This is a genomic window from Arthrobacter sp. GW460-12-1-14-TSB2 (assembly GCF_059423525.1).
The window spans coordinates 410,037-424,191 of record NZ_JBWKYC010000001.1 but is presented as its reverse complement, the minus strand read 5'-3'; the positions used below and the strand labels follow the sequence as shown (position 1 = coordinate 424,191).

At 65.1% G+C, this 14,155-nt stretch carries 10 protein-coding genes; 6 read left to right on the top strand and 4 right to left on the bottom strand.

The features are described 5' to 3' along the window. Positions 1–159: 159 nt before the first annotated feature. The 4 genes from yajC to AC07YR_RS01980 all read left to right on the top strand — a co-directional run bounded on the left by yajC (position 160) and on the right by AC07YR_RS01980 (position 6,008). Positions 160–585 carry a preprotein translocase subunit YajC gene (yajC, locus tag AC07YR_RS01995; RefSeq protein WP_494733024.1) on the top strand — a complete coding sequence of 142 codons (426 nt, stop codon included), beginning with the start codon at positions 160–162 and terminating at the stop codon, positions 583–585. A 115-nt stretch (positions 586–700) separates the two neighbouring features. After that, positions 701–2,458: a protein translocase subunit SecD gene (gene secD, locus AC07YR_RS01990; RefSeq protein WP_055803318.1), complete on the top strand. Its 1,758-nt coding sequence runs from the start codon at positions 701–703 to the stop codon at positions 2,456–2,458. Further along, complete coding sequence (gene secF / locus AC07YR_RS01985; RefSeq protein WP_055803316.1) at positions 2,459–3,481, top strand: protein translocase subunit SecF; 1,023 nt, start codon at positions 2,459–2,461, stop codon at positions 3,479–3,481. A gap of 133 nt (positions 3,482–3,614) precedes the next feature. Next, complete coding sequence (locus AC07YR_RS01980) at positions 3,615–6,008, top strand: RelA/SpoT family protein (protein ID WP_055803313.1); 2,394 nt, start codon at positions 3,615–3,617, stop codon at positions 6,006–6,008. A gap of 26 nt (positions 6,009–6,034) precedes the next feature. Here AC07YR_RS01980 and AC07YR_RS01975 read toward each other — a convergent pair whose 3' ends face one another. From AC07YR_RS01975 to AC07YR_RS01965, 3 genes are all read right to left on the bottom strand, one after another. Then, positions 6,035–6,679: a hypothetical protein gene (locus tag AC07YR_RS01975; protein WP_494732873.1), complete on the bottom strand. Its 645-nt coding sequence runs from the start codon at positions 6,677–6,679 to the stop codon at positions 6,035–6,037. Positions 6,680–6,772: 93 nt separating this feature from the next. Next, positions 6,773–8,473 (bottom strand): DUF349 domain-containing protein, encoded by a 1,701-nt coding sequence (locus AC07YR_RS01970; protein ID WP_494732872.1) that lies wholly within the window; start codon positions 8,471–8,473, stop codon positions 6,773–6,775. A 61-nt stretch (positions 8,474–8,534) separates the two neighbouring features. Beyond that, positions 8,535–9,335 carry a peptidylprolyl isomerase gene (locus tag AC07YR_RS01965; RefSeq protein ID WP_494732871.1) on the bottom strand — a complete coding sequence of 267 codons (801 nt, stop codon included), beginning with the start codon at positions 9,333–9,335 and terminating at the stop codon, positions 8,535–8,537. Positions 9,336–9,590: 255 nt separating this feature from the next. Between AC07YR_RS01965 and hisS the strand changes: the two genes are divergently transcribed. Then, the gene (hisS, locus tag AC07YR_RS01960) at positions 9,591–10,934 is read left to right on the top strand and encodes a histidine--tRNA ligase (protein ID WP_436057779.1); all 1,344 of its coding nucleotides are present in this window, start codon (positions 9,591–9,593) and stop codon (positions 10,932–10,934) included. Here the strand turns inward: hisS and AC07YR_RS01955 are convergent. Next, the gene (locus AC07YR_RS01955) at positions 10,924–12,180 is read right to left on the bottom strand and encodes an APC family permease (RefSeq protein WP_494732870.1); all 1,257 of its coding nucleotides are present in this window, start codon (positions 12,178–12,180) and stop codon (positions 10,924–10,926) included. The two genes, hisS and AC07YR_RS01955, sit on opposite strands and share 11 nt — an antisense overlap. Positions 12,181–12,289: 109 nt before the next feature. Between AC07YR_RS01955 and aspS the strand changes: the two genes are divergently transcribed. Beyond that, on the top strand, positions 12,290–14,095 hold the full coding sequence (gene aspS / locus AC07YR_RS01950; protein ID WP_494732869.1) for an aspartate--tRNA ligase: 1,806 nt from the start codon (positions 12,290–12,292) through the stop codon (positions 14,093–14,095). Positions 14,096–14,155: the final 60 nt, after the last annotated feature.

The window sequence follows — 14,155 nt, the reverse complement described above, 5'->3', positions numbered from 1 at the left end:
CTCCGGCCGCCGTTGGCTGGGCATGGTTATTCTGCCGGGTGGGCCGAAACGAAGCCGACGTTGCTGTAAATCAGCTACGCAAGTACAGAACGGAAACTTCCTGTGTTCGGACATATTACTGCCCAGGCCCAGCCGCAGGCCGGCGGCGGCATCGACATCATGACCATCCTGCTCTTCGTGATGCTCGGAGTCTTCATCTTCATGATGTTCCGCCGCAACAAGAAGACCCAGCAGCAGCAGGCAACGCTTCAGTCGCAGTTCGCTCCGGGCGTGGAGGTCATGACGAGCTTCGGTCTCTTCGGACGCATCGTCTCCATCAATGATGACGAAAACAAGGTCGTCATCGAACTGTCCCCGGGCAACCTGGCCACCGTGCACCGCCAGGCCGTCACCAAGATCGTCGAGCCGGTTGTTGCTGCCGAGGAGCCCACCGTGGTTCCGGACGACGCCTCCTCCCTGACCGGGCACGACGCCGACCGCGCCGACGCCGTCAACCGCCCCGAGGCCGTTCGCACCGATGCTGTTAACGAGACGCCGGAAGAATCGCTGAAGCGTCTCAACGACGAAGGCAAAAAGGACAGCTAGTCTGGCGTTTCCGCCAAGTCCCGCTAAGTAGAATTAACGACGGCAGCGGGCTGCCGCCGGTGTGTGGGCCGAGCTCACCCCGGCGGCTCCTCCGTAAACAATAGAAAGATCGACAATGGCACGTACTGGCCCCAAAAACTCAGCACTCAGGGTGCTGGTCTGGCTCGGCGTTATCCTCGCCGTCATGACTGCCGTGCTCGCCGGCGGCTCCATTTCCGGCCAGGCCAGCTGGGCACCAAAGCTTGCACTTGACCTTGAGGGCGGAACCCAGATGATCCTGGCGCCCAAGGTCGAGGGCGGTTCGGACATCAACGAGGATCAGCTCAACCAGGCCGTTGCGATCATTCGCCAGCGCGTGGACGGCTCGGGCGTCGCGGAAGCGGAAATCAGCACGCAGTCCGGCCGCAACGTGGTGGTAAGCCTTCCGGGTACCCCTTCCAAGGAGACCCGCGCCCTCATCCAGGCTTCGGCCGACATGAACTTCCGGCCGGTGCTCCAGGCCGGAGCAGGCGCCGCCGTGCCGACGGAATCACTGACTCCGGACGACAAGCTGCCCAAGCCGACAGCCGAGCCGACCAACAGCAGCGACGTCAACTGGGTCACGCCCGAGGTGTACAAGAAGTTCGAGACCCTGGACTGCGACAACCCTTCGCAGGACAAGCAGGAGCGCTCGGACCCCGCCAAGCCGCTGGTGACCTGTGAGCCTGCGACTGCCACGTCCCCGGCCATCAAGTACATCCTGGGTCCGGTGGAAGTGAAGGGCTCGAACATCAAGTCCTCTTCCTTCCAGCTGCAGCAGGGTGCGCAGGGCGCTGTCACCAACGAGTGGGCCGTGAACATCCAGTTCGACGAGCAGGGAACCGCCAAGTTCAAGGAAGTCACTGAACGGCTGTACCAGTTCTTCGTGGCCGCCGGCGGCGAATCGGGCAACGATCCCAAGGCCCAGTTCGCGATTGTCCTCGATGACCAGGTCATCTCCGCCCCGCGTTCCCTGGCGGTGATCACCGACGGCCGTCCCCAGATCACCGGCGGATTCACCGAGCAGTCCGCAAAGGCATTGTCGGACCAGCTGCGCTTCGGTGCACTCCCCATCAGCTTCGAGATCCAGAGCGAGCAGCAGATTTCCGCAACCCTGGGCGGTGAGCAGCTCAAGATGGGCCTGCTCGCAGGCGTGATCGGCCTGCTCCTCGTGGTGGTCTACTCCCTCTTCCAGTACCGTGCGCTCGGATTCGTCACCATTTTCTCCCTTGTGGTGGCCGGAGCACTGACCTATCTGGCGATTGCCATCCTGGGCTGGACCGAGAACTACCGCCTGTCACTCGCCGGCGTCGCCGGCCTCATCGTGGCCATCGGCCAGACGGCTGACTCGTTCATCGTCTACTTCGAACGAATCCGTGATGAACTGCGTGAAGGCCGCGGGCTCGTCTCCGCAGTGGAGAACGGCTGGAAGCGTGCCAAGCGCACCGTCCTGGCCTCCAAGGCGGTGAACCTGCTGGCGGCACTGGTCCTCTACTTCGTCGCCGTGGGCAACGTGCGCGGCTTTGCGTTCACCCTTGGCCTGACCGCCATCGCCGACCTCATCGTCGTGTTCATGTTCACCCACCCGACGCTGCAGCTCCTTGCCCGCACCAAGTTCTTCGGCGAGGGCCACCGGTTCTCCGGCCTTGACCCCAAGCGCCTCGGTGCCGTGCCGCTCTACCGCGGTGCCGGCAGGCTCCGCACGCCGGAAGAGAAGCCGGGTGTGGTGCGTGCCAAGAACACCGGCGCCGCAGCTGAAGCCGAGCGCCGGATGACCATTGCAGAACGCCGCCTGGCGGAAAAGCAGGAGCAGCTTGCCGGTTCCTCCAAGAGCACGTCCAAGGAGGGCAAATAAATGACCACGAATTTTGCCACGTTCGGCAATGAGCTGTACACGGGCAAGCGCTCGTACAACTTCGTCGGCTCCAAGAAGATCTGGTTCATCATCGCGGCCGTCGCCGTGGCGCTGTCCATCCTCCTCCCGGTGGCCAAGGGCGGATTCAACCTCGGCATCGAATTCCGGGGCGGGTCCGAATTCACCGTGTCCAACGTGAAGACCACGGAAGCGTCCCTCGGCGAGAAAGCCGTCCAGGACGTCGTGGAGGGCAGCATTCCACGCGTGGCCAACGTGGCCGGCAGCACCATGCGGATCCAGACGGACAAGCTCACCGATGACGAAACCCTCCGCATCAAGGAAGGTCTGACCACCGCCTACGGTGTCACGGACAACGAGGTGACCTCCACGTTCGTGGGTCCCACCTGGGGTGCTGATGTCACCAAGCAGGCTCTCCTGGGCCTGGTGATTTTTGTTGTCATTGCGGCCGTCCTGATGGCGCTCTACTTCCGAACTTGGAAGATGTCGCTTTCGGCGCTGGTGGGCATGCTCGTGACCATGTTTGTCACTGCGGGCGTCTATGCCCTCAGTGACTTCGAGGTCACGCCGTCCGCCATTATCGGTTTCCTCACGGTCCTCAGCTACTCGCTGTATGACACCGTGGTGGTCTTCGACAAGATCCGCGAGAACACTGCAGACCTTGATGCCTCCACCCGCCGCACGTTTGCGGAAGAGGTCAACCTTGCCGTCAACCAGACGCTGGTCCGGTCCATCAACACGATGATGGTTGCCATTCTTCCCGTTGGGGCCATCTTGTTCATCGGCGCGGGCCTCTTGGGCGCGGGCACCCTTCGCGATCTGTCGCTTGCCCTGTTCGTTGGCATCCTGATCGGCACGGCGGCGACCATCTTCATCGCGGCCCCGCTGTATGCCTGGCTGCGGCAGGGCGAACCCGCGCTGGTCAAGCAGGCGGAGCGAGTTGAACGCCGCCGCAGCGAGTCGGCCGCGAAAGCAGCCGCTGCGGCCGAGACTGCAACAGCCTAAACTGTTTGGCTGCGAAGGGCCGGGCTCCGTCATTCATGACGGGGTCCGGCCCTTCGCATCTGCGTCCCGGTTACGGAAGTGTCCTGCCGCGGGAATAGACTGGGATAATTAACGGGTCGTGAGGGGTGCTTCATTGGAAGAACGTTCGACGTCGGCGCCAACGGCCGACGGTGGTGAAGGTCCGGGTCAGGGTCCGCAGACCGGTTTGGTCGCGTCCGGGCACCCGGATGCCGGCGTGCCGGTTGACAGTTCCGGGTTCCGTCCCACCTTCCCCGGACGCCGTGAACGCACCAGGTCCAGGCTCGCCCGGCTGACCGGCCGCGGAACGGCTACGTACTCACCCATCCTGGAACCGTTGCTCCGCACCGTTCGGGCCAACAATCCCAAAGAGGATTTCGACCTCATCCAGCGGGCCTTCGTGGTGGCCGAACAGAGCCACCGGGGACAGAAACGCAAGAGCGGCGATCCGTACATCACCCACCCCGTCGCGGTGGCCACCATCCTGGCTGAACTTGGATTGAGCGGCACCACATTGGCGGCCGCCCTCCTGCATGACACGGTTGAAGACACGCCCTACACGCTTGCGGACCTTAAGAGGGACTTCGGCCCCGAGGTTGCCATGCTGGTTGACGGCGTGACCAAGCTGGACAAGGTGAGCTTCGGCGAAGCCGCACAGTCTGAAACCGTCCGCAAGATGGTCGTCGCGATGGCCAAGGACATCCGCGTGCTGATGATCAAGCTCGCGGACCGGCTGCACAACGCGCGCACCTGGCGGTTCGTGTCGGCGGAGTCCTCGGCCCGCAAAGCACGCGAAACACTGGAAATCTTCGCACCGCTGGCACACCGGCTCGGAATGAACACCATCAAGTGGGAACTTGAAGACCTGTCCTTCGCGGCGCTGTACCCGAAGGTGTACGAAGAAATCGTGCGCATGGTGGGGGACCGGACCCCGGAGCGCGAAAAGAGCCTGAGTGTCATCCGGAACCAGATCACCGACGATCTTCGGACGGCCAAGATCAAGGCCACCATCACAGGCCGGCCTAAGCATTACTACTCGATCTACCAGAAGATGATTGTCCGCGACAAGGACTTCGACGACATCAACGACCTCATGGGTGTCCGGGTCCTAGTGGACTCCGTCCGGGACTGTTACGCCGCCCTGGGCACGCTGCATTCGCGCTGGAACCCGCTTCCAGGCCGGTTCAAGGACTACATCGCGATGCCGAAGTTCAACATGTACCAGTCCCTGCACACCACAGTCATCGGGCCGGGCGGCAAACCGGTGGAGATCCAGATCCGCACCCACGAGATGCACCGCCGCGCCGAGTACGGTGTGGCGGCGCACTGGAAGTACAAGGACCAGCCGAACAGGACGGCCGCCGGCCCCGGAAGCCCCCGTGACGGCGACATGGGGTGGCTGCGGTCCCTCGTTGACTGGCAGCAGGAAACGTCCGACCCCGGCGAGTTCCTGGACTCCCTGCGGTTCGAAATCAATGCCCGCGAAGTGTTCGTGTTCACGCCCAAGGGCGAAGTCATGGCCCTGCCGGCCGGATCGACGCCCGTGGACTTCGCCTATGCCGTCCATACCGAAGTGGGCCACCGGACCATCGGAGCAAGGGTCAACGGCAAGCTGGTTCCCCTCAACAGCGAACTCAACCACGGCGACTGGGTGGAAATCTTCACCTCCAAGGCGGAGGGTGCCGGCCCCAGCCAGGACTGGCAGCACTTCGTCAAGAGCGCCCGCGCCCGCAACAAGATCCGGCAGTGGTTCAGCAAGGAACGCCGCGAAGAGGCAATTGACCGCGGCAAGGAACTCCTGACAAAGGCGATGCGGAAGCAGAACCTTCCCCTGCAGCGCCTGATGACCCATGACGCCCTGGCCGAAGTCGCCGAGCACTTCAAGTATGTGGACATCTCCGGCCTCTACGCCGGGGTTGGCGACGGGCACACGTCGGCCCAGTCCGTCATGGAGCGGCTTGTAGAAACCCTCGGCGGCAACGAGGGCCCGGAGGATGACCTGACAGAGGTCAGCATCCCCACTCAAGTCAGCAAGACGAAGTACTCCGACTCCGGCGTGATCGTCCGCGGCGTGGGGGACGTCTGGGTCAAGCTGGCCCGCTGCTGCACGCCGGTACCCCCCGATCCCATCCTGGGGTTCGTGACCAGGGGATCAGGAGTGTCGGTGCACCGCACGGACTGCACCAATGTCTCCGATCTGAAGGACCAGCCGGACCGCATCGTGGAGGTGGACTGGGCTCCCACCCAGTCCAGCGTGTTCCTCGTGGAGATTCAGGTGGAGGCCCTGGACCGGAAGTCGCTGCTGTCGGACGTCACCAGGATCCTCTCCGAAAATCATGTCAACATTCTTGCCGCCAGCGTGCATACTTCAACGGACCGCGTGGCCATCTCGAAGTTCGCATTCGAGATGGGGGACCCCAAGTACCTCAGCCACGTGCTCAGTGCGGTGCGGCGGATCGACGGCGTGTTTGATGTTTACCGGACAACAGGAAACCGGCGGCGCAGCTAACAACACGTCGGGGTAACTGGGTTCGGCTATCCGGGCTCGGGCTTCAGGGCCGAAAGTATTTCCAGGGCCGCCTTCTTATACGGAACCCGGGGAGTGGCCTCGACGGCCAGGGTGAGCAGCCGCAGCCTGACATCCAGCTCGGGGCGCGCCAGCATCTTCCGCAAGGCTGGCAATGCCCGCTCTGCGTCCACGTGCAGCGCGATGTCCAGGGCTGTCCGCAGCGGGCTGGAAACCATCAGCCCGCCCAGGCTGACGACGTCGAACGGGCCGAGCCTGACTTCGTGCAGGGTGCAACCGCGGGTGGACCTCAAGCTGGACACCCGGCGGGTGGCATCCACGAGGAGCGCAAGCCGGTCGGGTTCCCCGGCGCAGCCGTAGATCCATGCCGCCGTCATCCTGCCCGCAACGACCCGCTGCCTGATACCCGGCGGGACGGCAAAGGAGGCCGCGCGGGCCCGCAGCTGCGGAGTCGCCGCAGTTCCAGGCAGCATGTACCCCCGCTGGTACAACTGGCTGAGCAGACCGTCCGCGGCCATTGCCTGCAATTCCGGCCACGAGAATACGCGGCCGGGCGAATAGAGCTCTGTGGGCCCTGAAACGGTGGGCCCGGGGACTGCGAGCCCGTTGTGTGCTGGCGCGGTGCGTGGGGTGAGCGGAGACGAGGTAGCCATTCAGCTATCTTTTCCTGCCGCCTTAAACGGGTACAGGCCCCGTTCCGGATATGTGGATAACCGGAACGGGGCCTGTACTTGGAGCCTGCGTGCTTACGACAGTTCGCTGGCTGAGCGGGAAATCTGGTCCAGCCACGCCTCGCGTGCCTCCAGGGCTTCCTGGGCGGCCTTTATCTTACGCTGGTCGCCGGCCTTCTCCGCCTTCGCGAGGTCTTCCTTGAGCCCGGCGATCGCGGCCTCCAGCTGCGACAGGGCGCTGTTGGTCCTCGCCTTGGTCTCCGGGTTGGACCGCTTCCAGTTTTCGTCCTCGGCGTGGCGGACAGCGTCCTCCACCTTCCGGAGACCGGCTTCGATCCGGCCCATGTCCGCGCGGGGAACCTTGCCGGCTTCCTCCCAGCGGTCACGGATGGACTGGAGCGCCTTCTTGGCTGCGGCAAGGTCCTTGATGGGCAGCAGGGCGTTCGCCTCGACCAGAAGGGCTTCCTTCACGGTCAGGTTCGCGCCGTACTCCTGGTCGATCTCGTCGTTGGCTGCCTGCCGCGAGGTGAAGAAGACGTCCTGCGCGGCGCGGAAACGCGCCCACAGTGCGTCGTCGTCCTTGCGGCTTGCCCGGGGTGAGGCTTTCCATTCGTCCATCAGGCGGCGGTATTCACCGGCGGCGAACCCCCAGTCCGTGGAGGAGGACAGTGCTTCAGCTTCAGCGATCAGCTTTTCCTTCGCGGCCTTGGCTGCGGAGTTGTTGCTGTCCAGCTGGGAGAAGTACGCCCGGCGGTGGCGGTCGAAGACCGTCCGCGCTGCCCGGAACCGCTTCCAGAGAGCGTCCTCGTTGCTGCGGCCCAGCCGGACGCCGTTCTTCTGTGCTGTCTTCCAGCTTTCGAAGAGCTCGTTCATCCGCGCGCTGGAGGTCTTCCACTGGATCTGCGCAGGATCGTGGCCGGAAATTTCTTCCGCTTCCGCAACGATCGCTTCGCGGGCGGCCAGTTCGGCAGCGCGCACGGCGTCGTGTTCAGCCTTTTCGGCCTTCTCGAGTTCCGCGATCTGGGTGGACAGCGTGTCGAGACGGGCCTCGGCCGAACGGAGATCGCCTACCATGTTCCGTTCGGCAAGCTGCTCGCGCAGGTGTGTCACGGTCTTCTGCATGTCGGTGGTCGGGGCCTTGGAGCTTACCCGCTGTTCGAGCAGCACAATCTGGGCCACGACGTCGTCGTACTTCCGGGCGAAGTAGCCGAGGGCTTCCTCGTCGCTTACATCCGGGTACTGGCCGACGGGGTGTTCCTCGCCGTCGATGGTCAGGAAGACGTGGCCGTCGCCTTCAACCCGGCCCCAGCGTGCGGCTTCAGCCAGGGACGCAGCTGAGGAAACCGGTGCGGGCACAGGAACGGCAGGGGACGACGCAGCCTTCGGCCGCGCCGCGAAGGCAGCCGGTGAAGGCGCCGGGCGGGCTGCCGGACGCGGAGCCGGAGCGGCGGGCGCTTCGGCGGGCACCTCAGCCTCGGCGGCGGGAGCCTCAGCCTCGGCCTCGGCCGGAGCGGCGGGCGCCTCCGCAGCGGAAGCCTCAGCGGGCACCTCAGCCTCTGCAGCCGGCGCTTCAGCAGGTACCTCAGCCTCAGCGGCAAGGGCCTCAGCCTGGGCCTCCGGTGCGGAGGTTTCCTGGTCCGCTGACTGCGCATCTGCCGTAGCTTCGGGAGCTGCGTCGTTGCCAGCCGCCTGTGCGTCGTCAACCACCTGAGCGCCGGTCTCGGCTTCGTCGGAGGCTGCTGTTACTGTTTCGTCGGATTTCTGACTGTCTGTCACCGCTAAAAGTCTTTCGCTTGGAGGGAAATACCTGCACCCGCAGCGTGGAGGCCGGGGCTGGTTACTTCAGAGAGAACGAGTCTATCGTGACTGGTTCCGCAGGAGCGCCGTCTGTTGCGCTTCCGCCTGTCTTAATACCGCCGGCGGCGATCTTTGTCACCACGTCAAGGCCGGATGTCACCTTGCCCACTACTGTGTACCCGCCGGCCGCATCGGACGGAATGACCGTGTCCTTATAGACGATGAAGAACTGGGTGCCGTTTCCATAGGCGTTGCCTCCGGTCCGCGCCACGGCAATGGTGCCGGCCGGATAGTTGTTGTCCGCCGGCGTGTTTTCCAATGGACCCCAGGTGTACGCGGGGTCGCCCTGTCCGTCACCGGTTTTCGACCCGCACTGCAGGACGCCGAACGTCTCGCCCGTGGTCAGCCGGTGGCAGCTGATGCCGCTGTAGTAGTTCTCGTCGGCAAGGGATTTGAAGACCGCGGCCGCCTGCGGTGCCTTGGTTCCGTCCAGTTCAACGCCCAAAGCCCCGCTGTTCAGCTTGAGCTCGCCGGTAAACACCTTGCCCGCCGCGGTCTCCGCCTTGGGGATGTTGGCGCCGTTTGTGGCCGCTGGCGTCGGTGACGCGGAAGGGCTGGTCAGCCCGGCCTGCGCTGCCGCGTACTCGTCCTCCGAGGGGTTGCTGGCGAAGACGGTGAGTTGGAGGACGACGGCGAGGACCAGCGCCCCGGCGCCCGCCCCGACAGCAAGGAGGTTGTCGCGCTTACGGCGGTCTTCCTGCTGCCGCCGCAGCTCGCGCTTCGCTTCCATCTGCAGGATGCGCCGCTTTGCCTCGCGGGCGCTCCGTGAACTGGCCGCCAAAAGTCCTCCTGGGTGTCGGGCCGGCCCGCCGGACGGGCCAAGGGCGACGTCCGGTGTCCGGCAGCAAGCGGCAGGCGGTGCTCCGGGCCCCTCCATTAGAAGTTGCAGGTGCCGAAAGCATAAACTGACTGCCGCACATAGTTTATGCATGACTGGCTGGACTCCCGCCCTTACCGCCGCTTTTTGATCACATGGCGGAATCGGATCACCGGGCAGGGTACTCCGGCCTTCTGTTACCTGAGGAGAAAATCCACCATGGCACGCACCGCCTCCCTGTCCGGATTCCCCGAGTGGCTTCCCGAGGAGCGGCTGGTGGAGCTGCATGTGCTGGACACCCTGCGGCGCGTCTTCGAACTGCACGGCTTCTCCTCGATCGAAACCCGCGCAGTGGAAACCGTGGGCCAGCTGCTCCGCAAGGGCGAGATCGACAAAGAAGTGTATGGTCTCAGCCGCCTGCAGGATGATGAAGAGGAATCCAGGGCCGCCAAGGGCGACCACCACGCCCTCGCCCTGCACTTCGACCTGACCGTGCCGTTCGCCCGTTACGTCGTCGAGAACGCCGGATACCTTGCGTTTCCGTTCCGCCGCTACCAGATCCAGAAGGTGTGGCGCGGCGAGCGTCCGCAGGAGGGCCGTGCCCGCGAATTCACCCAGGCGGATATCGACATTGTCGGCGACGGCGAGCTGCCGTTCCGCTACGACGTCGAAATCGCGCTGGTCATCGCCGAGGCCCTGGGCGCCCTCCCGATTCCCGACTTCCGCCTGCGCATCAATAACCGCAAGCTGGCCGAAGGCTTCTACCGCGGCATCGGCCTGACGGACACGGCCGGAGTCCTGCGGAGCATCGACAAGCTCGAGAAGATCGGCCCTGCCAAGGTGGCCGAGCTGCTGAAGACCGAGCTGGGAGCCTCCGAGGAACAGGCGCAGGCCGCCCTGAGCTTGGCCGGCATCCGCACCGAGGACACCTCCTTCGTTGAAAAGGTCCGTGCCCTGGGCGTGAAGGACGAACTGCTGGAGGAGGGCCTGAACGAGCTGGAGCAGGTCATCGCAGCTGCGGTGCACCGTGCGCCCGGCAAGGTGGTGGCGGATCTCAGCATCGCCCGCGGCCTCGACTACTACACCGGAACCGTGGTGGAAACCGTCCTGGTGGGCCATGAACAGCTCGGCTCCATCTGTTCCGGCGGGCGCTACGACGCGCTGGCCAGCAAGGGAAACCGGAAGTTCCCGGGCGTGGGCCTGTCCATCGGCGTCACCCGCCTCGTCTCCAGGATCCTGAGCCAGGAACTGGCCCAGGCCACACGCAAGGTACCCACGGCAGTGCTCGTCGCCCTGAACAACGACGACAGCTGGGGCGCGGCCCAGGATGTCGCCGCACAGCTTCGTTCCCGCGGTATTTCCACCGAGGTGGCCGCCAAGGCCGAAAAATTCGGCAAGCAGATCAAGTTCGCCGACCGCCGGGGCATCCCGTTCGTCTGGTTCACGGACGACGACGGCAAGCACCAGGTGAAGGACATCCGCTCGGGTGAGCAGACGGACGCCGACCCCGCCACGTGGACTCCGTCGGACGAGGACCTGCACGTCCGGGTCCTTAACGCCTAAGCGGCCGTTTCCGGAAGCGCAGCACCAGGAAGCGGCCGGCAACTCCGGCGGCCAGTACTGCCGCCATGCCGGCCACCGAGGCCGGCGGCAACGTGAAGGCCAGGACCAGGCACCCGCCAAAACCCGCGGCATTCAGCCAGCGGGGGGCGCTTCCCGGCCGTTCGGTCATGGTGAAGGCGGCAGCATTCGTCACCGAGTAATAGATCAGCACGCCGAAGCTCGAGAAACCCACAACGGTCAGCACATCCGCCGTCAGGAGCAGCACCATCACGGCTGCTGCCACCGACAGCTCCGCGATGAACGGGACCGTATGCTGCCCGCCCACCCGGGCCAGGGGAGCCGGGAGGTCGCGTTCCCGGGCCATGGCCAAGGCTGTGCGGCCCACTCCCGTAATGAGGGCCAGCAGGGCTCCCAAGCAGGCGGCGGCTGCTCCGGCCTGGACGAATGGTCCCCCCGCGCTGAAGCCGGAGAGGGCCACAGCGTCCAGCAATGGCGACACGGATTCCGCCAGGCGGGCAGGGGAGAGGTGCCAGAGCAGCAGCACGGCAAGGCCCAGATAGACCACGAACGCACCGGCCAGAGCCGCCAGTATTGCCCGCGGTATGGTGCGGGCGGGGTCCTTGACCTCTTCGCCCAGCGTGGCGATCCGCGCGTAGCCGGCAAAGGCGAAGAACATCAGTCCCGCGGCCGGGAGGATTCCCCAGGCGCTGCCAACGCCCGCCCCGGGACCGTCGGGTTCAGGATGGGGCCCCGCAAGGCCCGCCACTGCCACGAACACGAGGGTGGCAAGGACAACGCCGAGCAGGATCCTGGTCAACAGCGCGGTGCGGGTGATGCCCATGAGGTTGACCACTGTGAGCACGGCGACGGCGGCGATGGCTACCGGCGTCGCATAGCCCGGTGCCACGTAATGGCCGAAGGTCAGGGCCATGGCCGCGCAGGATGCCGTCTTTCCGGTGACAAAACCCCAGCCGGCGATGAAGCCCGGCCATTCGCCCAGCTGTTTGCGGCCGTAAACATAGGTTCCTCCGCTGGCCGGGTATTTGGCAGCCAGCTGGGCGGACGCCACGGCATTGCAGTAGGCAATCGCGCCGGCGACCAGCACAGAGACAATCATGAGCGGGCCGGCCAGGGCGGTGGCCGGGGAGAAGACGACGAACACGCCCGCGCCGAGCATGGAGCCAAGCCCGATTGCGGTGGCGTCAAGCACTCCGAGCCGGCGCTGAAGCCGGTGATGGGTCTGCATGGCGGAAGGAAAGCCTCTCCAACGGGTAAACTCGAACGGGGCTGTTCCCGTAACGTTCCTATTCAACATCATCTCTGTATTCCTGCTGTCTCCTTCAGAAAGGCGTGCTGTGCTGCGCACACATGACCTCGGATCCCTTCGTTCCGAGCACATTGGACAAACCGTAACCCTGGCCGGCTGGGTGGGCCGGCGTCGTGATCACGGTGGTGTGGCATTCGTTGACCTTCGCGATGCCTCCGGCGTCGCCCAGGTGGTAGTCCGGGAAGAAGAGGTTTTTCACGGACTCCGCAATGAGTACGTGCTCCAGGTCATCGGCACGGTTTCGCAGCGTCCGGAGGGCAACGAGAACCCGGCCCTGGCCACCGGCCAGATCGAGGTCATCGCAGAGAAGGTGACCATCCTCAACACCTCGGATCCGCTGCCCTTCCAGATCGACGAGCACGTCGAGGTGGGCGAGGAAGCCCGGCTCAAGCACCGTTACCTCGACCTGCGCCGCCCTGGCCCCGCCCGCAACATGCGCTTGCGTTCAGAGGCCAACCGCGTGGCGCGCGAGCTGCTCCACCGGGACGGTTTCGTGGAGATTGAAACCCCCACGCTGACGCGCTCGACGCCGGAAGGCGCCCGCGACTTCGTGGTCCCCGCACGCCTCGCGCCGGGTTCCTGGTACGCCCTGCCGCAGTCACCGCAGCTTTTCAAGCAGCTCCTGCAGGTGGGCGGCTTCGAGAAGTACTACCAGATCGCGCGCTGCTACCGCGATGAGGACTTCCGCGCGGACCGCCAGCCGGAATTCACCCAGCTGGACATCGAAGCGAGCTTCGTGGAGCAGGACGACATCATTTCGCTCGGCGAAAACATCGTCAAAGCCCTGTGGCAGCTGATCGACGTCGAAATCCCGACGCCCATCCAGCGCATCACCTACGCCGACGCCATGGCGCGCTACGGCTCGGACAAGCCGGACCTCCGCTTCGGCCAGGAACTGACCGAACTCACGGAATTTTTCAAGGACACCAACTTCGGCGTGTTCAAGGCGCCCTACGTCGGTGCCGTGGTCATGCCGGGCGGCGCCTCGCAGGCACGCCGTGCCCTGGATGCCTGGCAGGAATGGGCTAAGCAGCGCGGAGCCAAGGGCCTTGCTTACGTCCTCTTCAAGGAAGACGGCGAGCTGACCGGTCCGGTGGCCAAGAACCTCACGGACACTGAGCGGGCCGGCCTGGCCGACGCCGTCGGCGCCAAGCCGGGGGACTGCATCTTCTTCGCTGCCGGCGAGAAGACGCCCTCCCGCGCGCTCCTCGGCGCCGCACGCGTTGAAATCGGGCACCGCACCGGACTGATCAACCCCGCGGACTGGGCGTTCTGCTGGGTTGTGGATGCCCCGATGTTCGAGCCCGCCGCAGCCGCAGTGGCCTCGGGCGACGTAGCCGTCGGTGCCGGCCAGTGGACCGCCGTCCACCACGCCTTCACCTCGCCCAAGCCCGAATTCATGGATTCATTCGACCAGGATCCCGAGTCGGCCCTGTCCTACGCCTACGACATTGTCTGCAACGGCAACGAAATCGGCGGCGGCTCCATCCGTATCCACGAGCGTGACGTGCAGGAACGCGTGTTCGAGCTCATGGGCCTGGACAAGGCGGATGCCGAGACCAAGTTCGGATTCCTCCTGGAGGGCTTCAAGTTCGGCGCTCCGCCGCATGGCGGCATCGCCTTCGGCTGGGACCGCGTGGTCGCACTGCTGGCCGGCGTGGAGTCGATCCGCGACGTCATCGCCTTCCCGAAGTCCGGCGGCGGCTACGACCCGCTGACCCAGGCTCCCGCGCCGATCACCGCGCAGCAGCGCAAGGAAGCCGGCGTCGACTTCAAGCCCGAGGCCAAGAAAGCCGCGCCCGTCCCGCAGGACCCCGACGACGCAGCAAAGTAGCGGTAACTGAATGACAGCAAAGGCTCTCCGGGAAACCGGGGAGCCTTTGCTGTCCCCCCA